This is a genomic window from Bradyrhizobium sp. Y36 (assembly GCF_002531575.1).
In the GTDB taxonomy this organism is placed as follows: domain Bacteria; phylum Pseudomonadota; class Alphaproteobacteria; order Rhizobiales; family Xanthobacteraceae; genus Bradyrhizobium.
The window spans coordinates 110699-131487 of the sequence record NZ_NWTI01000010.1 but is presented as its reverse complement, the minus strand read 5'-3'; the positions used below and the strand labels follow the sequence as shown (position 1 = coordinate 131487).

Here is a 20789-nt window from a genome sequence, read left to right as displayed (position 1 = left end):
CCAAGTCATGGTTCCGATCAAGGTCCTCATTGTGGACGACTCCTCCTTCGTGCGGCAGGTTCTGAGCGAGATACTTTCGCGCGATCCCTCGATCAACGTTGTGGGCGCAGCACCAAATCCGCTCGTCGCGAGAGACATGATCAAGGCGCTCAATCCCGATGTACTGACGCTCGATATCGAGATGCCGCGCATGGACGGTCTGCAGTTCCTGGACAAGATCATGTCGCTTCGGCCGATGCCGGTCGTGATGATTTCTTCGCTGACTCAGAAGGGAGCCGAGACGGCGCTCAGGGCTCTGGAGATGGGCGCGGTGGACTACGTGGCCAAGCCCAGCGTCGGGCTGGCGGACGGGCTCGCCGCGTTGGCCGAAGAAATCGTCGCCAAGATCAAGATCGCGGCATCGGCACGGGTCAGACCGCTGCAGGGCACGAAGCCAGCGGCTCCACGGACATCGTCGGGCGCGTCGTTCAGCTCGTCGGAAAAGATCATTGCGGTCGGGGCCTCTACCGGAGGGGTGGAAGCGCTGCAGCAGCTTCTGACGGCGTTTCCCGCCGACGCGCCGGCTATCCTGGTCACGCAGCACATGCCGGCCATGTTCACCGAATCGTTCGCGAAGCGACTCGACAAGAGCTGTCTCATCGGTGTCTGCCAGGCCACCGATGGTGAACGGGTGCTGCCTGGCCATGCCTATATCGCACCCGGGAGCCATCATCTCGAGCTGGCGCGGAACGGTGCCAATTATACCTGCCGCCTGCACGAGCAGGCCCTCGTATCCGGCCACCGGCCCTCGGTCGATGTGCTGTTCCGGTCGGTCGCGAAGGCGGCCGGCGCGAACGCGGTCGGCATCATCCTGACCGGAATGGGCAAGGACGGCGCCTCGGGTCTTCTGGAAATGCGGCGCGCCGGAGCGTCGACGATCGGCCAAGACGAGGCATCTTGCGTCGTTTACGGCATGCCCAAGGCCGCTGCTGATTGTGGCGCCGTCCAGACCGAGCTTCCCCTGGACAAAATACCAAGCCATGCACTCGAACTCTGCCAGTCGATGAGCGCACGCGGCGTGAGAGTCTAGATATGTTCGGATTGAGGCAGCGCAAGATCGTGGAGGTACCTGCTGAAGAGCCGGTCGTCGCGATCCCGACGGCAGCGAGTGAAACCTCACCGCAGCACACCGCGCTTTTGCAGCGATGGATGGCGCTCGCGGACATGCAGCAGCGCGTGATTGCCACACTGATGTCCGAGATCGGTCAGACGTCGGTCTTCGTCGAGACCGAGGCGGACGCGCTCAGCGGCCGTTTCCAGCGCCTGGCCCTGAGTGCCGAACAGCAGACGGCGCGTGTCGAAAGCCTGACGCATCTTGCCGTCGGCATCGAGGTCGAGGGCGAAACCGTTCCCATCGACCGGATCGCCGGCCTTCTGGAAGGCACGCTCGGCGACGTCGTCGAGAAGATTCTGATGCTGTCCAAGGACTCGATGTCGATGGTCTATGCGCTCAACGAGCTCAGTACCAATGTCGTGCGGGTCAACAATTGCATGGAGCAGCTCAGCGGCATCAACAAGACCACGAACATGCTTGCGCTTAACGCCCGCATCGAGGCCGAGCGCGCCGGTGCGTCCGGTGCCGCTTTCCGGGTGGTGGCGCAGGAGGTTCGCGAGCTTTCGAAGAACACGGCCGACCTGTCTGTGTCGATGCAGAAGGAATTGAACGCCGTTACGGACGGCATCGCGAGCGGTCGCGATACGCTGCAGCGCGTCGCCACGATCGACATGTCGCAGAACATCCTCGCGAAAGACCGCCTCGAAGTTCTGCTGGCGGCGCTGATGCGTCGAAGCGAAGATCTTAATGGCATCGTTGCCGATGCCGTGCGCGAGGCGACTGTCATATCGGCTGATGTCGAAAGCATGGTCACCGGCATCCAGTTTCAGGACCGGACCAAACAGCGGCTGGAGCACGTGGTCGACACGCTGGACGTGATCAACAAGGCAACGAATGAGCTGAAGACCTCCACGGCGGAGGAGGTGCCGGAACTCGCGGGCGAGATCAAACCGGACACCGAGTGGGTGAAGAGACTGCTCGATCGGTTCAAACTCAGCGACATGCGGGCGCGGTTCGTGTCTCAACTACTCGATGGCCAGGCGCCCGAGGAGCCACCGGGCGGTCTGCCCGAGAGGCTTGCTCCGGCTTCGAGCGGATCTGTGGAGCTATTCTAGGAGGAAGTCATGGAATTCAGGTTAGACAATGGCGGCGTGCAGATATCGGGTGAGTTTACATTCACCGATCATGCCTCGTTCAAAACGATGATCGACAGCTTGCTGAAGGATGGCTCACCGTCGGTCACAATGGATCTCGGTCAGCTGCAGTTCATCGATTCGGCAGGCCTCGGCATGTTGCTGCTGGCGCGAGATGCCTTTGGAAAGGCCGATCGGAAGCTGGTCCTGCGGGCACCGAGCGGACAGGTGAAGCGGATGTTCGGCCTCACGAAGTTCGACACCCTGTTCAGCGTAGAAGACTGAGCGATGGAGGCCGGTGTTGCACAGCTGCGGACGCGCAGCTTCGAAAGCCCGCGCCTGGCCTACTGGGACGGGGTCTCGCCGAATTCATTGTCTCTGGCGCTGTCGCCTCCTGTCATTCAATGCGTGGAGAATGGCCTCGAAGGACGTCTGAAAGCACGGCGCGAGCGTGCGATTGGTCAGCTCAGTCTGCTGGTGTCGACGAGATCTGCTTATCGGCATCCGATCGGCCGGCGTTTTGTCGAGGCCATCGAGAGGCGGACGGCGATCTCCGGCGGTCTGCATGAGCGAATCGACACGGCTGTGCAGGAGGCCTTAATGAACGGCCTTCTGCACGGAAACCTGAACGTCGATGCAAATGCGCGCCGCAGCCTCGAAAGCTTGGGCGAGTTGCACCGATCCATCGCCTCTGAACTGGATCGGCTCGAGACGGCTCGTTGCATGATTCAGCTCGACGCCTTGTGGAGCAGGAAGATGCTCTATGTGATCGTTCGCGACAACGGCGACGGCTACCAGCGGGACCAGTTGCCGGTATCCCCAACACCGGATGAGCACTCATCACGCAGTAGCGGCCGCGGCCTTTCGATTCTCGGGGCGGTGTGCGACCGGGTTGCCGTGATTGAAGGTGGCAAGACTATCAAGTTGGGGTTCCGCCTGTGAACAGGATGTCGCCCGCGAACCCGAACGCACCAGCGGAGGGTGCAGCCTCCGGTCGATCCTCGCGCGACGCCAGGATCCTGATTGCGGATGACGAGCCGCTGACGAGGAAGCTGCTCGCTGCAATCCTGCAGGCGCAGCACTTCAGCAACCTGCGTTTTGCGGAGAATGGGCAGGAAACGCTCGATTTGATGCAATCGTTCCAGCCCGATCTCCTGCTTCTCGACATGCAGATGCCTGATATCGGGGGGCTGGATGTCTGCAGGGCCGTGCGGCTCCGTGACGAGTTCATCGACATTCCGATTCTGGTGCAGACCGCGACGGTGAATCGCCGGGAGATGGGAGATCTGTTTCGCGCCGGCGCGTCGGATTACCTTTCCAAGCCGATCAATCCGGCCGAGCTGGTTGCCCGTGTTGTCGTCCATCTCGAACGGCACAACATGCTACGCGAGTTGCGCAATTATCGTGAGCGTATTTCCAGCGAACTCGAAGCGGCACGGCAGATGCAAGCCGACCTGTTGCCCACACTGGCGGGCCAGCGCGCTGTAGCGGAAACGGCCGGATTGCGGATCGCATCCTACAGCCGTTCATCGTCGGAGATCGGTGGCGATCTCTGGGGTTTGTTGCCGCTCGATGATGGCCGTTTCGGCGTGTTCCTCGCCGATTTCACCGGACATGGCGTAACGGCTGCGCTCAACACGTTTCGGCTCCATGCGCTGGTCCATGAGTACAGATCGCTGCATGGGGATCCCGCGGGGCTGCTGTCGATGCTCAATGACCGGCTGGTGCGGCTTCTGCCGCCGGGGCAGTTTGCCACGTTCTTGTATGTGATCGTCGATTCCAAGGCTGGAGAAGTTCGCTTCGCCACGGCCGGAGCGCCGCCCCCCATCATGACCTCGGAGAGCAAGGACTCCGCCCGGTCATTTGAAGCATCGGGCGTGCCGCTCGGAATTGCCCGAGGCATGATCTACGAAGAGCATATCCATCCGTTTGCTGAAGACATGCGACTGCTGCTGTTCAGCGATGGCCTGCCCGAGTTCACAAACGGCAAGGACGATCGCATCGGGGAAGCGGGCCTTGTCACAAAGCTTGAGAGCATCCCCCAAGCCATCGCGCCTCGCGAGCTGATCGACTCGATCTGCCTTGCCGCCGGAATTAACGATGGCGTCGCGATGCCTGACGACACCACGATCATCTGCATCGACCGGCGCGCCCATTGCAGCATCCCGTGCATCATCAAGACGGGTCTTAATTCAGGCTTCGACGTTGCCTGCCGCGTGCCCGCTCAGGAGGAGGTTCGATGTCGGAGCGCCTAGCCGACGTGCCGCTGTTCGACGATCCGCAGATCGCGTTGCTTCGCGAGGCTCTGGACGAGGAGGATCTGGCTGCGATGATGGCTGAGTTGCCGTCGGCCTCCGGCGCCGCGATCGAGGCGATTGGCGTCGCGGCGAGGTCGGGTAACCTCGCGGACGTGCAGCGCGCAGCGCATGTTCTTAAGGGAGTGGCCAGCAGCTTCGGTGCGGCGCGCCTCGCCGGCCTCGCTCGGGAGATCGAGCAGGAATTGCGAGGAATCCACGAGGTTCCGGAAAGCCTGGCGCGTCTTGCCGAAGTGGCTGAGCAGACCTGGGCTCATCTGCCTGCGGTCATGGGACGGGCGCTTGCATGATGACGCCGCGCGCGCCGCTCGTGAAGGCATCGAGCCACCTGTTTCGCCGGCAAAAGCGGGCCGTCCTCGCTTTTCTGCCGATGGTGGCGGCCGCGCTACTCATGGTGTTCGCGATCATAGCGGCCCAGACGACGATTTGGCATCTTCACGCGCGCGCGGATCGGGAGACCCAGGCAGGCCTCAACCGGATCGCGCTGATCCTGGCCGACCAGACGTCGCGGTCTTTTCAGGCGGCGGACCTGGTCCTGAAGGATGCTTCGGATCGGATCGACGCCCTCGCTGCGGCAGAAGGGACCGCGCGGCCGCAGCTTGGAGGCGAGGTGCTGCACGACTACCTCGTAGATAAGGTCAAGGGCCTCCCTCAAGTTGCGAACCTCATCCTGATCGGTGCCGATGGCATCTATGCCAACAGCGGCCGCGAGTGGCCGGTGGCGCGAACCTCCTTCGCGCATCGCGAGCAGTTTCGATACCATCGAGATCGTTCGGATGGCGGCCTGTTCGTCAGCGAGCCGGTCAAGAATACCTATGATGGCGCTTGGACGATCTATCTTGCCCGACGTCTCGCCGCCGCGGACGGACAGTTCGCGGGCGTCGTTCAGGCTGCGGTACGGCTGAACTATTTCGAAAAGTTCTATGCTTCGGTCGCGCTGGGAGAAGGTGGATCGATCTCGTTGCGGCGGGACGACGGAACGGTGCTGGCTCATCATCCCTGGATTGAGGGTTTGGTTGGCTCCAGACCGGCAGGGCACGCAGCTGCGAGCGAGACCCTCGATGACCCCGCGCGTTACGTTGCGGTCCGGCGGGTTCCGGACTTCCCCCTGGTGGTTTCGACCGCGCTCACTAAAGAGGCTGTCCTTGGATCCTGGCGCCAGGATGCCACCACGCTGGCTGTTGGAACGCTGGGCGCGTTGTTCGCAGTCGTCCTGCTATTGTGCGTCTTGTATCGGGAGATGCGCAATCTCAGGCGTTCCGAAGTCCTGCTCGAAGGCCAGAACATGAGGCTCGAAAGCAGCGAGCGACTGCTGCTCGATGCCCAGCGGATTGGAAGGCTGGGGCACTGGTTTGCGGACCCGGCAAGGCGCGACGCGATCTGGTCTCCCCAGATGTTCGAAATTGCCGGCATCGAAACGATGGAGTCGGTTCCCTTTGAAAAATTCGCGTCGCTCTTGCATCCGGAAGATGCCGGCGCGTTTCTCGCCGCGCATCGGGAAGCGCGCCTGAACAGCGAGCCGTTCACGCACGAACATCGTTGGCTGCGGCCCGACGGCACCGTCCGCTGGGTACGGTTCGACAGCGATCCCCAATTCGGTCCCGACGGCAACGTCACCGGCACGCTTGGCACAGTGCAGGACATCACCGACCGCAAGGAGGCAGAGCGCGCCGCGGAAGAGTCGAGGGCCAGGCTGTTCGACGCGATCGAGTCGGTTTCGCAGGGCTTCATCATGTACGACAACGAGGATCGCTTCGTTCTTGCCAATGGTCGGTTCCAGGAGATGTTTCCGCAATTGGCGGCGCTGCTGGTGCCTGGGATGCGCTACGAGGAAATCCTGAGGATCGGATGGCAGTTCGGCCTGTTCGGCGAGATGGGGGCCGACTTCGAGCAGTGGCGCGCGCGCATGTTGGCCTGGCATGGCACGGGCGAGCCCATCGAAAACCGCTATCCTGACGGTCGTTGGATCCAGTTCGTCGACCATCGGACCTCCGACGGCGGCGTCGCAGGCATTCGTACCGACATCACCGAATTCAAGCAGGTCCAGGCGGCCCTTGAGCAGAAGCTCAAGGACCTCGAGAAGAGCCGCGCGGAGTTGGAGGCCCAGAAGCAGGAGCTCGTTGTCACGTCGCAGGATCTGGTGAAAGCCAGAGATTCGGCAGAACAGCTGAGCAAGGCGAAATCCGAATTCCTGGCGATCATGAGCCATGAGATCAGGAGCCCCCTTAGCGGCATGGTGGGAATGATAGAGCTGCTTCGGGATACTCAGCTGAACGAGGAGCAGGAACGCTACGCCAAGCTGGCCAAGGAGTCCTCCGACAGCCTGCTGAGTGTCATCAACGACATTCTCGATTTTTCGAAGCTTGAGGCGGGCCGCATCTCCACCGAGCGCGTCGATTTCGACGTTCTCGACCTCGTCAACGGCGTCGCCATGCTCCAGATGCCCAAGGCGCGAGACAAGGGGGTGGATCTCGAAGTGATCGCGCCAACTGAACTCCCAAGCTGGCTGTCCGGGGATCCAACCCGGTTGCGCCAGATTCTTCTGAATCTCGTCAACAACGCCGTCAAATTCACCGAGCGCGGCCGGATCATCGTGACCGTATCACATCGTGAGCTCGCGGCGGGCGAGTTGGAGCTTCGTGTCGAAGTGGCCGATACCGGCATCGGGATCGAAGCCCAACAGCAGTCGCAGCTCTTCACTCCGTTCGTTCAGGCTGACACCTCGATTTCGCGCAAGTACGGCGGCAGCGGCCTCGGCCTCGCGATCTGCAAAAAGCTTTGCGCAATGATGCGCGGCGCCATCGGCGTCCAGAGTACGCTCGGGCAGGGTAGTACATTCTGGTTCACCGTCATATGCAGCCTCGGTAATCCGAATGTCTCCGACGCGCCTCCCCTCGTGCCGCTAACAGGGGAGACGCTGGACATCCTCGTCGCAGAAGACAGCCCAATCATTGCGACGCTGATATCAACGTTGCTCAGAAAGCGCGGCTTTTGCCCGGATATGGTCAAAAACGGTTTGGAAGCGGTCGATGCCGTTTCCAGGAAAAATTACGACATCGTGTTGATGGATGTAAACATGCCGGAAATGGACGGCATGTCCGCGGCGCGCGCGATCCGCAGCTTGCCCGGCACCGAAAGTTGCGTACCGATTGTCGGGCTGACTGCCAACGTCTTGGCGGAGCAGCGGGACAGCTATCTCGCTGCAGGAATGAATGATTACGTTTCCAAGCCCATTCGGCCGGACGCGCTGTTTTCTGCCATCGAGCGATGGGCCGTGCGGGCGGATCAACTCGGCGCAGACCACGGCAGGAGCGACCTGCGTCTCGTCCAATGATGGATTGCAGCCAGAGTTCAGGAATTTCAATTGCTTAGAAGGCAGCGTGTGCACGACAGCAGGCGAAGATTGATGACGAGGCGGCAGGCGAGCCTCGCGGGCTCGCAGTCATGACCTAATTTGCAAAGATCGGGGTCACGAACCAGATCGTGTCTCGCCGCCCAAGAGTTCATCCCGCAAGAAATCCGCCGTCCACCGCGACCACCGTTCCGGTTGCGTATCGTGAAGCCGGCATGCAGAGGAATGCGACCGCACCCGCGATCTCTTCCGGTTGCCCCCATCGCTTGACCGCGGTCCGATCGGCGATGCGCTGGTAGTGCGCGCGATCGGTACGGCCCGCGGCGTTGATCGCCGTTTCGATGTATCCGGGAGCAACTGCGTTCACGCGGATGCCGTCTTCGGCCCACGCCAGCGCGAGCGCCTTGGTCAGCATCACGACGCCGCCCTTGCTGGCGCAATAAGCGGGAATCCGCGGTAGCGCCAGTGTCGCGTTCATCGAGGCCATATTGACGATCGAACCCTTTCGATCCGCGAGAAGCGCGCGGAAGGCCGTGCAGGTCCGAAACGTACCGGTGAGATTGACGTCGAGCACCTTCAGAAAGGTCTCGATCTCGAATTCCTTGTCGCGCGCGAGAATGCCGGCGCAGTTGACCAGCGCGTCGACGCGCGAGTGCTGCCGGGCGAAGGATTTGACGGCCTCGTCATCGGTGACATCGAGGATCGCGAGCGTGAGACCGGCGCGCGGCTTGAGCAGCGAGCGGGCCAGATCCGCCTCGTTCGCCCCGGTTGCGGTGACCGTCGCGCCGAGATCGCAAAACTGGTTGCTGATCGCCGCGCCAATGTCGCCGGCGCCGCCGATCACGACGGCATGAAAGCCGGATGCCAGAGAAAAATTCGAGCTCATCGAGAGGGGGCTCACTTCAGGGATGTTGAAGGTGCAGCGGTCGATTCCCGGACCACAAGCGAGAAGTCGATCTCGCGATGCATGATGGTCTGCTCGCCGGCAAGGCTACGCACCAGATATTCGCCGGCGCGCTGCCAGGTTTCTCCGGTCGGAACGTGGATTGTGGTCAGGCTCGGCCGCAAATGGCGACTCCAGTCGAGGTCGTCGAACCCGACCACCGACAGATCGCGCGGCACGGAGAACCCGTCGCGCTCCGCCTCTAGCAGCACTCCATAGGCGATGACGTCGTTACCGCAAACTACGGCGGTTGGGCGGTCTTTGAGATTGAGGAGATGGCGCGCCGCCTCGCGCGCGTCGTCCAGCGTATAGGGTACCTCGACATGCCATTGGGGAGGAAGTTCGAGGCCGTTCTCCGCGAGTGCGCGGCGAAAGCCGGCGACGCGCGCGCTTGCGCGGTCGTTGTTGCGTTGAAGTGCCGAGACGATCCCTATGCGGCGATGGCCGAGCTCAATGACGTGCGCTGCCGCGCGATGGGCGGCGGCTTCGTTGTCGGTGCCGACGCAGGGGTAGGGTCGATCTGGCTGATAGATGCCGACATTGATGAAGGGCACGGCGTTGTCGGCGAGCAGCTTGCGCAATCCGTCGTGGTGGCAATCGCCGCGCAGCACGAGACCGTCGACGCCGCGGCTGATCAGGTTGCGCGCCTGCTGCAGTTCGACGTCGAGATCGTATCCGCTGGTGGTGAGAAACAGCATGTATCCAACCGACGAGAGATACTGCTGCAGCGACGCGATGCCGCGCGCGAACATGGTGTTGTCGATGGTCGGCACGATCGCGCCGAGCGTGCGCGAGCGCCGCGACGACAGGATGCGTGCAGGTGCGTGCGGGATGTAGCCGAGCGCGTCGATGGCCTGTTCGATGCGAGCGCGCAAGGACGGGCTGACTGCGTCGGGATTATTGAGCGCGCGCGAGACCGACGCCGTCGACACGCCGGCGCGGGCCGCGACGGCGCGGATGCCTTGCTTCACGGATTTTGCGTCGGTCAAGCGCATTGATGTAACGTTACATCGTCCATGGCGGGCCGCAAGAGAGCAGATTTGGTGCTAAAATCTGCCGCATAATGCGCAAATTGTCCACGGCTTGACAGCGCAGGGCCAATGCCTAGGATGTAACCGTTTTCAGGACGCGTTCAAGCGTGGTCATAAGGCCCTCCAGCTCAAGGCGGGCCAGCCGGGAGGAGAGTTCGATGAAGGCCAGGATGCTCGCGACGCGGGTCGCGTTGCCCGTTCTCGCAATTGCCGCCGTCAGCGCGCAAGCGCATGCGGCCGATTTCGACTGGATGAAGTTCAAGGGCAAGACCGTCACCTTTCTTGCCAACAACAATCCGGTCTCGCAGGCGCTGCTGACATACAAGGTCGATTTCGAAAAGCTGACCGGCATGACCCTGAAGGTCGACGGCTATCAGGAACAGCAGATGCGCCAGCGTCTGGTCACGGTCATGAACGCGAACAGCGACGAGGTCGACGTGTTCATGACGCTGCCCTCGCGCGAGGGCGAGCAGTTCGCCGCCGCCGGCTGGTACGGCGATCTGACCGCGATGGCGAAAGACGCGGTCGCCAAGGATTATGATGCCTCCGGCCTGAGCCAGGCCCTGGTCAAGGCCGCGACCTTCGGCGGCAAGCTGACCAGCATGCCGATGAACCTCGAGGGCCCGATCTTCTATTACCGCACCGATATCTTCAAGAAGTGCGGCATCGAGGCACCAAAGACGATCAAGGACGTCGAGGCCGCGGCCGAGAAGATCAAGACATGCGACAGCACGGTGACGCCTTTCGTCTCGCGCGGTCTCAAGCCGGCGATCGCCTATACTTTCAGCAACGTCTTGCACAACGTCGGCGGCAGCTATATCGCCAACGGCAAGTCGAATTTATGCTCGGCCAAAGCCAAGGACGCGCTCGACACCTATAGCCGCCTGCTGCGCGATTTCGGTCCGCCCGGCGTCGTGAACTACAGCTTCCAGCAGATTTCCGCGCTGTATCGCGGCGGCCGCGCTGCGATGGCTTTCGAATCCTCCAATGAGCTGCGCACGGTCATGGAGGGCGGCGCGCGCCTGAAGGATACCGGCCTGTTGCCGTTCCCGGCGGGTGATGCCGGCCAGGTGCCGACCACGATCGGCTGGGGCATGGCGGTGTCCTCGCACAGCAAGCAACCGGATGCGGCCTGGTACTTCGTGCAGTGGGCGACCAGTCCTGAGGTGCAGAAGAAGATGGCGCTGCAGGGGATTGCGCCGCCGCGTCCGGCCGTCGCCAACGATCCCGAATATCGCAAGTGGATCGATGAGGAGCCGGTGCGGAAGGAATGGCAGGCAGCGCTCGACGTGCTCGCCACCAAGGGCTCGTCCGAAGTCGGCTATCCCATCGTCGCCAATCCGCAATCGCGCGAGTTCATCGGGCAGGCGGTGCAGGATCTGATCCTGAAGCAAAAGACCGTCGATCAGGCCTGCGCGGATGCCGACAAGGCGCTGGACGCGCTGATCGCGCTGAACTGACGCCTCATGCCGGCAGGCTTGCTGCCTGCCGGCACCCCACCCGATCGAGGACACGAACGCATGTCTGATACGGCTGCGACGCTCACACAGGACCGGCAGAAGCTGGAAATGGCGGCGCTCTCGGCGCCGGCCGTGGCCTTTACGGTCGCGATGATCGCGTTTCCGGTCGTCTATACGATCTGGCTCGGTTTCCAGACCTTCTCCTCGACCGGCAAGCAATCCTTTGCAGGCCTCACCAACTATTCGAAGCTGATCTCCGACGTCGAGTTCTGGCACGGGCTGTGGGTCACGATCGCGCTGTTCGTGCTGTCACTGGTGCTGCAACTCGTCTTCGGCGTCTGGCTGGCGCTGGTGCTGTTCCACGCCAAGCGCCTGCCGGGCATCGTGCGCTCGCTGTTCATCTCGCCGTTCATGATGCCGCCGGTCGTGGCCGGCATGATGTGGCTCGTGATCCTCGATCCGTCGCTCGGCGCGGCAAACTACATCCTGCAGGCGTTCGGCCTGCCGCCATCGGACTGGCTGGCCTCGCCGACCTGGGTCATCCCGACCGTGGCGCTGATCGACAGCTGGCAGTGGACTCCCTACGTTGCGCTGATCGTGCTGGGCGGATTGCAGTCGCTGCCGCCGAGCGTCTACGAGGCCGCGCAGATCGACGGTGCGTCTCCGTTCAAGACCTTCCAGCGCATCACGCTGCCGTTGCTGCTGCCAACCATCGTCACCGCGGCGATCCTGCGCAGCGTCGATCTCCTGCGTTTCTTCGACATCATCTACATCACCACCCAGGGTGGTCCCGGCAACGCCTCGAACACGCTCAACATTTACGGCTTCCGGGTCGGCTTCGAGTTCTTCGACATCGGCTATGCCAGCGCCCTGATGCTGACGCTGACCGCGATCGTGTTCGGCGCGGTGATGGCCTTCAACCGCCTGCGCGGCGCGGTGGCCTGGTGACGCCATGAACGACGCCGCCACCACCGACCGCTGGATCCGCTGCCTCAACACGCTGCAGCTCGTGCTCGCCGGAATCGTCATCATGACGCCGACGGTCTGGATGGTGCTGTCCTCGTTCAAGCCGTCCTTCGAGGTGACGGCCTATCCGCCGACGCTGATCTTCACGCCGACGCTGGCGAACTACGCCGAGCTGACCAGAACGACGCCGTTCCTGAGCTACGCGCTCAATAGCCTCGTGGTCACGGTCGGCTCCACCGCGCTCGGGCTGCTGTTCGGAATCCCTGCCGCCTTCGCCGTTTCCTGGACACGGATCTCATGGCCGGCGATCCTGACGCTAGCGGCGCGCATGGCACCCGGCACGCTTTTCCTGCTGCCATGGTACGTCATGTTCCGGCAGGTCGGCATGATCGGCTCCTACACCGCGCTGATCCTGAGCCACGCCGTGATCACGTTGCCGATCGTGATCTGGGTGCTGCTGCCGTCGTTCGACGGCATTCCGCGCAGCGTGTTCGAGGCGGCCCAGGTCGACGGATGCAGCGTCACGCGCATCCTCTGGCGTATCGCGCTTCCGCTGGTGGCGTCGGGTGTCGCGGTCTCGGCGATCCTCGCTTTCGTCTTCTCCTGGAACTACTTCCTATTTGCGCTGGTGCTCTCCAATGGTGACAGCAAGACGCTGATCGCGGCGGCCTTCAACTTCATCGGCGAAGGCTCGACGCAGTGGGGCGCCCTCATGGCCGCGGCGACGCTGATCGCGTTGCCGCCGCTGGTGCTGGCGGCCCTGGTTCAGCGCTGGCTGGTGTCCGGACTGACGCTCGGCGCGGTGAAAGGCTAGGTCTCTGATGAATCTGTCACCTCGTCCGAATTCGGTCATGCAGGCAGCGGTCTTCCATGGCGACGACCGCATTACCGTCGAGCGCGTGGCGATACCCGACGTCGGGGCGGGTGAAGTGCTGGTGCGCGTCTCGCGCACCGCTCTGTGCGGCTCCGATTTCAAACTTTGGCACAAGGGCGCCGAGTTCACCGCCGGCCATGAGATTTTTGGCGTGGTCGAACAGCCCGGCCACCGCTTCCACGGTCGCCGCTGCGCCGTCTATATCCCCTTGCACTGCGACCGTTGCGCGGCCTGCAAGCGCGGCGATACCCAGATGTGCCTGGAAGTGTCGAGCCTGATTGGCTGGAACAGGCCGGGCGGCTATGCCGAATACGTGCCGGTGCCGGAAAACTGCCTGCTGCCTGTGCCTGACGACATCGAGGACAGCCTCGCGCCTCTGCTGCTCGACACCATTGGCACGTCGGCGCACGCGGTGCGCTTTGTCAGTCGCGTCGTGCCGGCCGGAGAGGCCGGAGCCGTTCTCGTGATGGGGGCAGGGCCGGTCGGCCTCGGCGTCGTGCTGGCGCTTCGCGCGCTCGGTTACGATGATATCAGCGTAGCCGATCCCAACGCGGCGCGGCTCAAGATCGCGCAATCCTTTGGTGCGAAGGCGCACCCTGTCGGCGATACCTCGAAGCGCTTCGCCCTCATCATGGAGTGCTCGGGCGCGCATGCGGCGCGCAATCTCGGTATCGAGCTCGTCCTGCCGCGCGGCGCGCTGGTCCTGGTCGGTGAGAATGCGGCGCCCTGGATCATCGAGGAAGGCAAGGTGTTCCGTCGCAAGGATTTCTACATGATCCGGACCTTCTATTTTCCGGTCTCGGATTTCGAGCCGAACGTAGAGCTGCTGCGCAGGTACAAGGACGAATATCGCGTCCTGGTCGATGGCGAGTTCGGGCTGTCGGCTCTCCCCGAGAATTTCGCCCGTTTCGCCAAAGGCGAGCTGATCAAGCCCGTGCTGGCATTGGACTGATCATGGCATCGATCTCGATCCGCAACCTCACCAAACGCTACGGCAATTTCACCGTGATCCCCGATCTCAATCTGGAGATCGCCGACCACGAATTCGTCGTGTTCGTCGGCCCATCCGGCTGCGGCAAGTCGACCCTGCTGCGGATCATCGCCGGCCTCGAGCCGATTTCGTCCGGCGATCTCTATATCGGCGACAAGCGCGTCAACGGTGTGCAGGCCGCACAGCGCGACATCGCGATGGTGTTCCAGGACTACGCGCTCTATCCGCATATGCGCGTCTACGACAACATGTCGTTTGCGCTGGAGCTGCGGGGAACGTCGAAGGCGGAGATCGACGCCCGCGTGAAGCGAGCCGCGGCGTTGCTGCACATCGAGCCCTATCTCGACCGCAAGCCTAAGGAGCTGTCTGGCGGGCAGCGCCAGCGCGTTGCCATGGGGCGCGCTATCGTGCGCAATCCCAAGGCCTTCCTGTTCGACGAGCCGCTGTCCAATCTCGACGCAAAGCTGCGCGGGCAGGTACGTGCCGAGATCAAGGCGCTGTCGCAGCAGCTGAAGACCACGATGGTCTTCGTCACCCACGACCAGATCGAGGCCATGACCATGGCCGATCGCATCGTCGTGCTCCAGAGTGGCACGATCCAGCAATATGACACGCCGGAGACGGTCTACGAGCGGCCCGCCAACCAGTTCGTCGCCGGCTTCATAGGCTCGCCCGCGATGAACTTCTTTCCGGTCGAATGGCGAGGGGAGAGCGCGATCCTGTCGCAAGGCGAGACGGCCGTGCCGCTGGATCGTGAGATCACAGGTCGGCTGCGGCAGGCCGGCAATGCCGTCCTTGGCATTCGGCCCGAGCATTTTGTATTGGCCGCGGATGCGGCCGATGGCGTCGCTGTCACCGTTCGGCTGGTCGAGCCGCTCGGCTCGGACACTCTGATCCACTTCGACCTTGCCGGCGTCTCCGCGATCGCACGGGTCGATCCCGCGCTGCGGCCGAAGGTTGGTGATCGCCTCAACCTGCGTCCGCAGCCTGGCAAGACGCATTTGTTCGACGCAACCAATGGACAGGTCCTGCTGTGAGTGCGTCGGCCGATATCGGAGATCTCTCGCCGCTCGCGGGCGTCGCGTCCAAGGCCGGGGCTGCGCACGTGATCTGCCTTGGTCTGTCGGCGCTCGATCAGGTCTGGCGCGTCGATCGTCTGTTTGCCGGGCAAAGCGAGAAGATCAAGGCGACCGGATACGGCACGCTCGGTGGCGGCATGGCCGCCAATGCGAGCGTGGCTGTGGCAAGGCTCGGTGCGTCCGTTGCGTTCTGGGGGCGGGCTGGAAGCGACGCCGCCGGTCATGAGATGAAGTCCTCCCTCTCCGCTGAAGGCGTCGACGTCGCCAATTTCCGGCTGTTTCCCGACGGCCGCTCGTCGGTATCGGGAATCATCGTCGACAGTTCCGGTGAGCGGCAGATCGTCAATTTCCGCGGTCTCTATTCGGAAGCTGCGGACTGGCTTCCGCTGGATGCGGTTTCCCTGGCCTCCGCGGTGCTGGCCGATCCACGCTGGGTCGAGGGCGCGGCAACGCTGTTCGGTGAAGCGCGGAGACGCGGCATTCCGACGGTGCTCGACGGCGACATGGCGGATGCCGAGGTGTTTGAACGGCTGCTGCCGCTGACGGACCACGCCATCTTCTCCGAACCCGCGCTCACCTCATTCGCTGGATCGGCCAAGGATGAATCTCTCGCCGCGCTCGCCCGCTTCGGCTGCCGTGTCGTTGCCGTCACGCGAGGCGAGCAGGGCGTGAGCTGGCATGAAGGTGGCCGGCTGCAGCGACAGGCCGCCTATGCCGTCGACGTCGTCGACACCACGGGCGCGGGTGACGTGTTCCACGGCGCCTATGCGCTCGCGATCGGCGTCGGCCTCGATGTGCGCACAGCCATGGCGTTCTCGGCGGCCACGGCTGCGATGAAATGCGGCCACGCCGGCGGTCGCAACGGAATTCCCACCATCAACGAGTGTCTTGCATTCATGAGGACGAAGCCATGAGAACGATTGGAAAGAACCGCGGGCTGGCCCGGCTTGCTGACGCGGACGGCCACTTTCGCATGGTCGCGCTGGATCAGCGGCCGCCGCTGTTTGATGCCATCGCAAAGGCGAAGGGGATCACGCGGGAGCAGGTGGAATATTCCGACGTCACCGCCGCGAAGCGGCTTCTGGTGGAGAACCTCGCGCCGCATTGCAGCTCGATGCTGTTCGATCCGAATTTCGCGGTGCCCGCGGCGATCGACTTGTTGCCGCCACGCTGCGGCCTGATCATGACTCTGGAAGAGCACCGCGTCGATGAAACCGCCGGCGGCCGCAAGTCGCGCGCCATCACCAATTGGAGCGTCGAGAAGATCCGCGCCATGGGTGGCGACGCAGTCAAGGTGCTGGCCTGGTATCGTCCGGATGCCGATGCGGCCGTGAACGAGCATCAGAAGCGCTTCGTGCGTGAGATCGGCGAGGACTGCGCCCGCCACGACATTCCCTATGTCCTCGAGCTGCTGGTCTATCCTTTCCTCGGCAGCGCCAACCACACCGCCGACTACGTGGAATCGCCGGGCAAGCTGCCCGCTCTCGTCATCGACAGCGTCCGCGAATTTGCCAAGCCCGAATATGGCGTCGATCTTCTCAAGCTCGAGAGTCCGCTTGCCGCCAACAGCCTGCCGGTCCCGGATGGCAGCGCGGAGGCGAAAGCCGCGCAGAAGGAGTTCGATACGATCGGCGATATCTGCCGTGAGCGGAGCATTCCCTGGGTGCTGCTGTCGGGCGGCGCCTCGCCGGACAAATTCGAGCGGGTGCTCGACTACTCGTATGCCGCAGGCGCGAGCGGTTTTCTCGCCGGCCGCACCATCTGGCTCGACGCCGTCCTAAAGAACTTTCCGGACCGCGCCGCAGTTTCCGCAAGCCTGCGAAAGGACGGCCTCGGCGTGCTGGAGCGGCTCAACAAGCTGACTACGGCAAAGGGTAAACCCTGGAAGGCGCGCTTTCCCGTCTTCGCGGATATCAAGCAGGAGGGAGACTTCGCGCGCGCTTACTGAGATGGTGGCAGCTCCGCGTGGTCCGGTCTCGATCGCAGGGTGAGCAACATGACGACTGACGACTTCACCATCCGTTCAATCGAAGCCCTCTGCTATCGCTACCCGCTGGCGACGCCGGTGGTGACCTCGTTTGGCAAGATGCTCAACCGTCCTGCCGTCTTCGTTCGCGCCGTCGATGAGGACGGCGTCGAGGGATGGGGGGAGGCTTGGTCTAATTTTCCGGCACCGGGTGCGGAGCATCGCGCCCGGCTGGTCAACGAGGTGCTCGCACCGGGCCTCGTCGGGCGAAAGTTCGATCACCCGGCTCAGGCCTTCGAGAACCTGACGAAGGGCACAGAGGTGCTGGCGCTGCAATGCGGCGAGCCCGGGCCGTTTGCGCAAGCGATCTCCGGCATCGATCTCGCGCTGTGGGACCTTTTCGCGCGTCGCCGGCATTTGCCGCTGTGGCGGCTGATCGGCGGTCAGTCGAGCAGGATCAAGGTCTATGCCAGCGGCATCAATCCCAGCGGGGCGGCTCGCACGGCCGAAGCCGCGCTCGAGCGCGGTCATCGCGCGCTGAAGCTCAAGGTCGGCTTCGGCGCCGAGACAGATCTGGCCAATCTCGCCGCGCTTCGTGCTATCGCCGGGACGGGCATGCTCGCTGCGGATGCCAATCAGGGCTGGTCGGTCGATCAGGCGCTGGAGATGCTGCCGCGTCTTGCCGAATTCGACCTGCGCTGGCTGGAAGAGCCCATCCGCGCCGACCGGCCGTGGGAGGAATGGCGCAGGCTGCGGGCGAGCGCGAAAATGCCGATCGCCGCCGGTGAGAACATCGCAAGCGTCGAGGGTTTCAAGCAAGTCCTCGCCGGGGACGTGCTTGGCGTGGTCCAGCCTGATATCGCGAAATGGGGAGGGTTCAGCGCCTGCGTCGGATTGGCAAGCGACATTCGCAAAGCTGGGAAGACGTTCTGCCCGCATTACCTCGGTGGCGGCATCGGTCTGCTCGCCTCGGCGCACCTGCTGGCGGGCATAGCAGGAGATGGTTGGCTGGAGATAGATACCAACGATAATCCGCTACGCGATCTGTTCTGTGGACCTGTCGCCTGCGTAAAGAACGGAACGATAAATCTGGGCGAGGGGCCGGGGCTCGACCTTTCGCCGGACCTATCCAAGATTGTGAATTATCGCGTCCTCTAGATCAAAGCCAACCGGAGTTGAACCGTCATGGCCTGGCGGTTGGCGGTGGCATCAGCCAGGCCACCGGCACCGCCCAGCGGAAGACGGCGCTGGCTCTGACTGATGCCCGGCATCGCAGAAGGCGGCCGATCACACTTGGTGCGGACAAGGCATGTGATGTCGATCAGGTCGTGCACGATTTGAGAGATCGATCGGTCACGCCGCATATCGCGAAGGCGACTGTCAGCTTCGGCCCACATTGTACCCGCTCTTGGGGCATTGCGGAAATCAGAGGCCCTTAATTCTCACGGCCCTTTAGCTTTAAGCACACTGGCGGATGGCGTATCGATCTTCTGCCGCGTCCGCGTGTGGTCTTGGTTTTGTATTAAGCCGCGTCTCGTCTCATCGACAATCGCACCGTGGTCAAGCCATCGGAGCGTGCGAAATTGAGCGAGCCGCCATGGGCTTGGGCAACTTGGCGGGCTATCGAGAGCCCGAGCCCCGAGCCGGACGAGCTCTCACCCTTTGCGAAGGGAGCAACGAGTTGCTCGGCTGTCGTCGGATCAAAGACGTTACCGTCGTCCCGTACTTCGACCCAGGCAGAGTCTCCATTTTGGCCGACAACAACGGTTAGTTGACTCCGCGCACCATGGACGAGCGCATTGTGGATCAGATTGCCGAGTGCCTCGCGTATGCTGATCGCATCGCCCATGATAACCGGCGCCGGATCCGCCGGCTCGAAGGCGATTTCGACTTCGCGCGACATCGACAGCGGGACGGAGTTTGCAAGGACTGACCTTGCCAACTCGTTGAGCCCGACAGGCGCGGCTTGCGCGGCATCGGCGCGATGGATGACCATCGCATGGTCAAGCAATTGATTCGTCAAACGCGCCAATTGCGTCGTCCGGTCGCGGATGCGAGCCAGATATTCCGCGTGTCGCTGCGGTGACTTCGTACTTGAGAGCAACTCCACCTGGGCATCGAGCGCCGCAAGCGGCGTACGAATCTGATGGCTGGCATCTGCGATGAAGCGCTGCATCAGATTCATTCTGTCCGCAAGGCGCTGCATGAAGCCATCGATCGCGAACACGAGGCTACGGATTTCGAAGGGCGGCTCGGCATGGATGGGGCTAAGATCGTCCGCCCGCCGGTTCGCAATCTCGCTTTCAATCTTGGTGAGCGGCTTCAGGGCGAAACCTATCGCGAAGCTTGCCGCGAGCACGGCCAGCGCGCTCATGACCGCGATGACGGTCAGTGCCTTCAGCGTCAGTTCGCGCGCAAGAGCCGAAGACGCGTCCGTTGTCTGGGCGACCACGATCGTTACCCATCCAGCCTGAGCAGGGGACTCGATGTGCCGGGCCATCGTCGCAATGCGTACGATTTGCCCTTGATAGACGCCATCCTCCAGTACAACGCCGCTTCTTGCCGCAGACTCAGTGGCCGTGGAGGCCAGGTCGCCATACCCAGCCACGACAATTCCGCGTGGATCGACGACCTTATAGAAGACCATATCATAGGCCGAGAGCGTCGCGATGGCAGCAACCGGAGGGTCGAGAGCGACGACGCCGCCTTGTACGTAGACGTTTTCCGCGATCTGGATCGTTGCCCCGCTTAGAAGGCGGTCGTAGGCCTGCTGCGCAGCGACCGAAGAGTATTTCCAGGCTGCAAAACCGAGGACGACGGCACCGGCGGCAAGCACCACCGATAGCGTCGCGATGATGCGGGTGCGGAGCGAAAGCTGCAGGTCACGTCGCGACAAGCTGATAGCCCAAACCACGCATGGTCCTGATCTCAATGGGTGCATCAGCGAGCTTCCGGCGCAAACGCGCCACAAACTGCTCGATGGCATTTGCGTTGGGTTCTTGGTCGAAGTTGAAGAGCTGCTCTACGAGCTCCTCCTTCGGAACAATACGATCCGGTCTTACGGCCAGGATCTCGAGTACTGTCAATTCGCGGCGCGTCAGATTGAGCGGTCTGTCCTCGATGCTCGCAACTCGTCCTGCTCGGTCGATCGTTAACGGCCCAACGCGCAATAGGTTATCCGAAAGGCCCATGCTGCGCCGCAGCAAGGCGCGCGCTCGCGCTTCCAGCTCGCGGTAGTCGAATGGCTTCGTGAGGTAGTCGTCGGCCCCGAGATCGAGCGCGCTGATCCGCTCGTCGACGGCAGAGCGTGCCGTGATGACCAGGACGGGCGTCTTGACGCGACGCCTTCGCAGCCCCTTGAGCACCGTCAAGCCGTCTTCGTCCGGAAGATTAAGGTCGAGGATGATCAGGTCGTAGGTCTGCACAGCAAGCAGCTCTGTAGCTGCGCTGCCATCGGCGCCCCAATCGACCGCGTGACCCGCCGCTTCGAGACGTGCCACCACTGCCTCGGCGATATCGCTGGTGTCTTCAACGACGAGTATGCGCACCCAGGAGCACTCGTATTGGAGTCAGGTAAAAGTCAGTT

19 protein-coding genes and 1 pseudogene are annotated in these 20789 nt (G+C 62.8%); 16 read left to right on the top strand and 4 right to left on the bottom strand.

The features are described 5' to 3' along the window. The first annotated feature begins 7 nt into the window (after positions 1–7). From CO669_RS18500 to CO669_RS18470, 7 genes are read left to right on the top strand one after another with little or no spacing between them, the layout of a single operon-like run. On the top strand, positions 8–1069 hold the full coding sequence (locus CO669_RS18500) for a protein-glutamate methylesterase/protein-glutamine glutaminase (protein WP_097661348.1): 1062 nt from the start codon (positions 8–10) through the stop codon (positions 1067–1069). Between the two features lie 2 nt (positions 1070–1071). Continuing rightward, a complete protein-coding gene (locus CO669_RS18495) occupies positions 1072–2208 on the top strand; it encodes a methyl-accepting chemotaxis protein (protein WP_245444356.1) in 1137 nt (378 codons plus the stop codon). 9 nt (positions 2209–2217) lie between these two features. After that, positions 2218–2511: an STAS domain-containing protein gene (locus tag CO669_RS18490; protein WP_097661346.1), complete on the top strand. Its 294-nt coding sequence runs from the start codon at positions 2218–2220 to the stop codon at positions 2509–2511. A gap of 3 nt (positions 2512–2514) precedes the next feature. Next, the gene (locus CO669_RS18485) at positions 2515–3168 is read left to right on the top strand and encodes an ATP-binding protein (protein ID WP_097661344.1); all 654 of its coding nucleotides are present in this window, start codon (positions 2515–2517) and stop codon (positions 3166–3168) included. A 5-nt stretch (positions 3169–3173) separates the two neighbouring features. Further along, positions 3174–4481, top strand: a complete 1308-nt coding sequence (locus CO669_RS18480; RefSeq protein WP_097661463.1) for a PP2C family protein-serine/threonine phosphatase — start codon at positions 3174–3176, stop codon at positions 4479–4481. After that, positions 4466–4831 (top strand): Hpt domain-containing protein, encoded by a 366-nt coding sequence (locus CO669_RS18475; RefSeq protein WP_097661343.1) that lies wholly within the window; start codon positions 4466–4468, stop codon positions 4829–4831. The genes CO669_RS18480 and CO669_RS18475 overlap by 16 nt, the downstream gene beginning before the upstream one ends. Beyond that, positions 4828–7875 carry an ATP-binding protein gene (locus CO669_RS18470; RefSeq protein WP_097661341.1) on the top strand — a complete coding sequence of 1016 codons (3048 nt, stop codon included), beginning with the start codon at positions 4828–4830 and terminating at the stop codon, positions 7873–7875. The genes CO669_RS18475 and CO669_RS18470 overlap by 4 nt, the downstream gene beginning before the upstream one ends. A 169-nt stretch (positions 7876–8044) precedes the next feature. Here the strand turns inward: CO669_RS18470 and CO669_RS18465 are convergent, their stop codons facing one another. Together CO669_RS18465 and CO669_RS18460 are read right to left on the bottom strand one after the other, a co-directional pair. Beyond that, positions 8045–8779: an SDR family NAD(P)-dependent oxidoreductase gene (locus CO669_RS18465; RefSeq protein ID WP_097661340.1), complete on the bottom strand. Its 735-nt coding sequence runs from the start codon at positions 8777–8779 to the stop codon at positions 8045–8047. 11 nt (positions 8780–8790) lie between these two features. Next, entirely contained in the window at positions 8791–9831 is a 1041-nt protein-coding gene (locus CO669_RS18460; protein ID WP_097661338.1) for a LacI family DNA-binding transcriptional regulator, read from the bottom strand. A gap of 194 nt (positions 9832–10025) precedes the next feature. Between CO669_RS18460 and CO669_RS18455 the strand changes: the two genes are divergently transcribed. The 9 genes and pseudogenes from CO669_RS18455 to CO669_RS36070 form a co-directional block, all read left to right on the top strand. Continuing rightward, on the top strand, positions 10026–11327 hold the full coding sequence (locus tag CO669_RS18455) for an ABC transporter substrate-binding protein (protein WP_097661336.1): 1302 nt from the start codon (positions 10026–10028) through the stop codon (positions 11325–11327). 60 nt (positions 11328–11387) lie between these two features. Further along, positions 11388–12275, top strand: a complete 888-nt coding sequence (locus CO669_RS18450) for a carbohydrate ABC transporter permease (RefSeq protein ID WP_198964091.1) — start codon at positions 11388–11390, stop codon at positions 12273–12275. Between the two features lie 4 nt (positions 12276–12279). After that, positions 12280–13107, top strand: a complete 828-nt coding sequence (locus tag CO669_RS18445; RefSeq protein ID WP_097661332.1) for a carbohydrate ABC transporter permease — start codon at positions 12280–12282, stop codon at positions 13105–13107. Between the two features lie 7 nt (positions 13108–13114). Continuing rightward, on the top strand, positions 13115–14119 hold the full coding sequence (locus CO669_RS18440) for a zinc-dependent alcohol dehydrogenase family protein (protein WP_097661330.1): 1005 nt from the start codon (positions 13115–13117) through the stop codon (positions 14117–14119). A 2-nt stretch (positions 14120–14121) separates the two neighbouring features. Next, positions 14122–15195, top strand: a complete 1074-nt coding sequence (locus tag CO669_RS18435; protein ID WP_097661328.1) for an ABC transporter ATP-binding protein — start codon at positions 14122–14124, stop codon at positions 15193–15195. Then, the gene (locus tag CO669_RS18430; RefSeq protein ID WP_097661326.1) at positions 15192–16151 is read left to right on the top strand and encodes a sugar kinase; all 960 of its coding nucleotides are present in this window, start codon (positions 15192–15194) and stop codon (positions 16149–16151) included. The genes CO669_RS18435 and CO669_RS18430 overlap by 4 nt, the downstream gene beginning before the upstream one ends. Further along, positions 16148–17185: a tagatose 1,6-diphosphate aldolase gene (locus tag CO669_RS18425; RefSeq protein ID WP_097661324.1), complete on the top strand. Its 1038-nt coding sequence runs from the start codon at positions 16148–16150 to the stop codon at positions 17183–17185. The genes CO669_RS18430 and CO669_RS18425 overlap by 4 nt, the downstream gene beginning before the upstream one ends. 48 nt (positions 17186–17233) lie before the next feature. After that, positions 17234–18361, top strand: coding sequence for a mandelate racemase/muconate lactonizing enzyme family protein (locus CO669_RS18420; RefSeq protein WP_097661322.1), 1128 nt, complete (start codon positions 17234–17236; stop codon positions 18359–18361). A gap of 20 nt (positions 18362–18381) precedes the next feature. Continuing rightward, positions 18382–18573: pseudogene (locus CO669_RS36070) on the top strand (IS5/IS1182 family transposase); the annotation flags it as partial. A gap of 152 nt (positions 18574–18725) precedes the next feature. Here CO669_RS36070 and CO669_RS18410 read toward each other — a convergent pair. Beyond that, positions 18726–20099, bottom strand: coding sequence for a sensor histidine kinase (locus CO669_RS18410; RefSeq protein ID WP_245444354.1), 1374 nt, complete (start codon positions 20097–20099; stop codon positions 18726–18728). Next, positions 20086–20751 carry a response regulator transcription factor gene (locus CO669_RS18405; RefSeq protein WP_097661319.1) on the bottom strand — a complete coding sequence of 222 codons (666 nt, stop codon included), beginning with the start codon at positions 20749–20751 and terminating at the stop codon, positions 20086–20088. The genes CO669_RS18410 and CO669_RS18405 overlap by 14 nt, the downstream gene beginning before the upstream one ends. Positions 20752–20789 lie beyond the last annotated feature (38 nt).

Bases quoted from the DNA above. Each gene is read 5' to 3' on its own strand.
- CO669_RS18500 (WP_097661348.1), top strand. From the start codon at position 8: ATGGTTCCGATCAAGGTCCTCATTGTGGACGACTCCTCCTTCGTGCGG.
- CO669_RS18495 (WP_245444356.1), top strand. From the start codon at position 1,072: ATGTTCGGATTGAGGCAGCGCAAGATCGTGGAGGTACCTGCTGAAGAG.
- CO669_RS18490 (WP_097661346.1), top strand. From the start codon at position 2,218: ATGGAATTCAGGTTAGACAATGGCGGCGTGCAGATATCGGGTGAGTTT.
- CO669_RS18485 (WP_097661344.1), top strand. From the start codon at position 2,515: ATGGAGGCCGGTGTTGCACAGCTGCGGACGCGCAGCTTCGAAAGCCCG.
- CO669_RS18480 (WP_097661463.1), top strand. From the start codon at position 3,174: ATGTCGCCCGCGAACCCGAACGCACCAGCGGAGGGTGCAGCCTCCGGT.
- CO669_RS18475 (WP_097661343.1), top strand. From the start codon at position 4,466: ATGTCGGAGCGCCTAGCCGACGTGCCGCTGTTCGACGATCCGCAGATC.
- CO669_RS18470 (WP_097661341.1), top strand. From the start codon at position 4,828: ATGATGACGCCGCGCGCGCCGCTCGTGAAGGCATCGAGCCACCTGTTT.
- CO669_RS18465 (WP_097661340.1), bottom strand. From the start codon at position 8,779: ATGAGCTCGAATTTTTCTCTGGCATCCGGCTTTCATGCCGTCGTGATC.
- CO669_RS18460 (WP_097661338.1), bottom strand. From the start codon at position 9,831: ATGCGCTTGACCGACGCAAAATCCGTGAAGCAAGGCATCCGCGCCGTC.
- CO669_RS18455 (WP_097661336.1), top strand. From the start codon at position 10,026: ATGAAGGCCAGGATGCTCGCGACGCGGGTCGCGTTGCCCGTTCTCGCA.
- CO669_RS18450 (WP_198964091.1), top strand. From the start codon at position 11,388: ATGTCTGATACGGCTGCGACGCTCACACAGGACCGGCAGAAGCTGGAA.
- CO669_RS18445 (WP_097661332.1), top strand. From the start codon at position 12,280: ATGAACGACGCCGCCACCACCGACCGCTGGATCCGCTGCCTCAACACG.
- CO669_RS18440 (WP_097661330.1), top strand. From the start codon at position 13,115: ATGAATCTGTCACCTCGTCCGAATTCGGTCATGCAGGCAGCGGTCTTC.
- CO669_RS18435 (WP_097661328.1), top strand. From the start codon at position 14,122: ATGGCATCGATCTCGATCCGCAACCTCACCAAACGCTACGGCAATTTC.
- CO669_RS18425 (WP_097661324.1), top strand. From the start codon at position 16,148: ATGAGAACGATTGGAAAGAACCGCGGGCTGGCCCGGCTTGCTGACGCG.
- CO669_RS18420 (WP_097661322.1), top strand. From the start codon at position 17,234: ATGACGACTGACGACTTCACCATCCGTTCAATCGAAGCCCTCTGCTAT.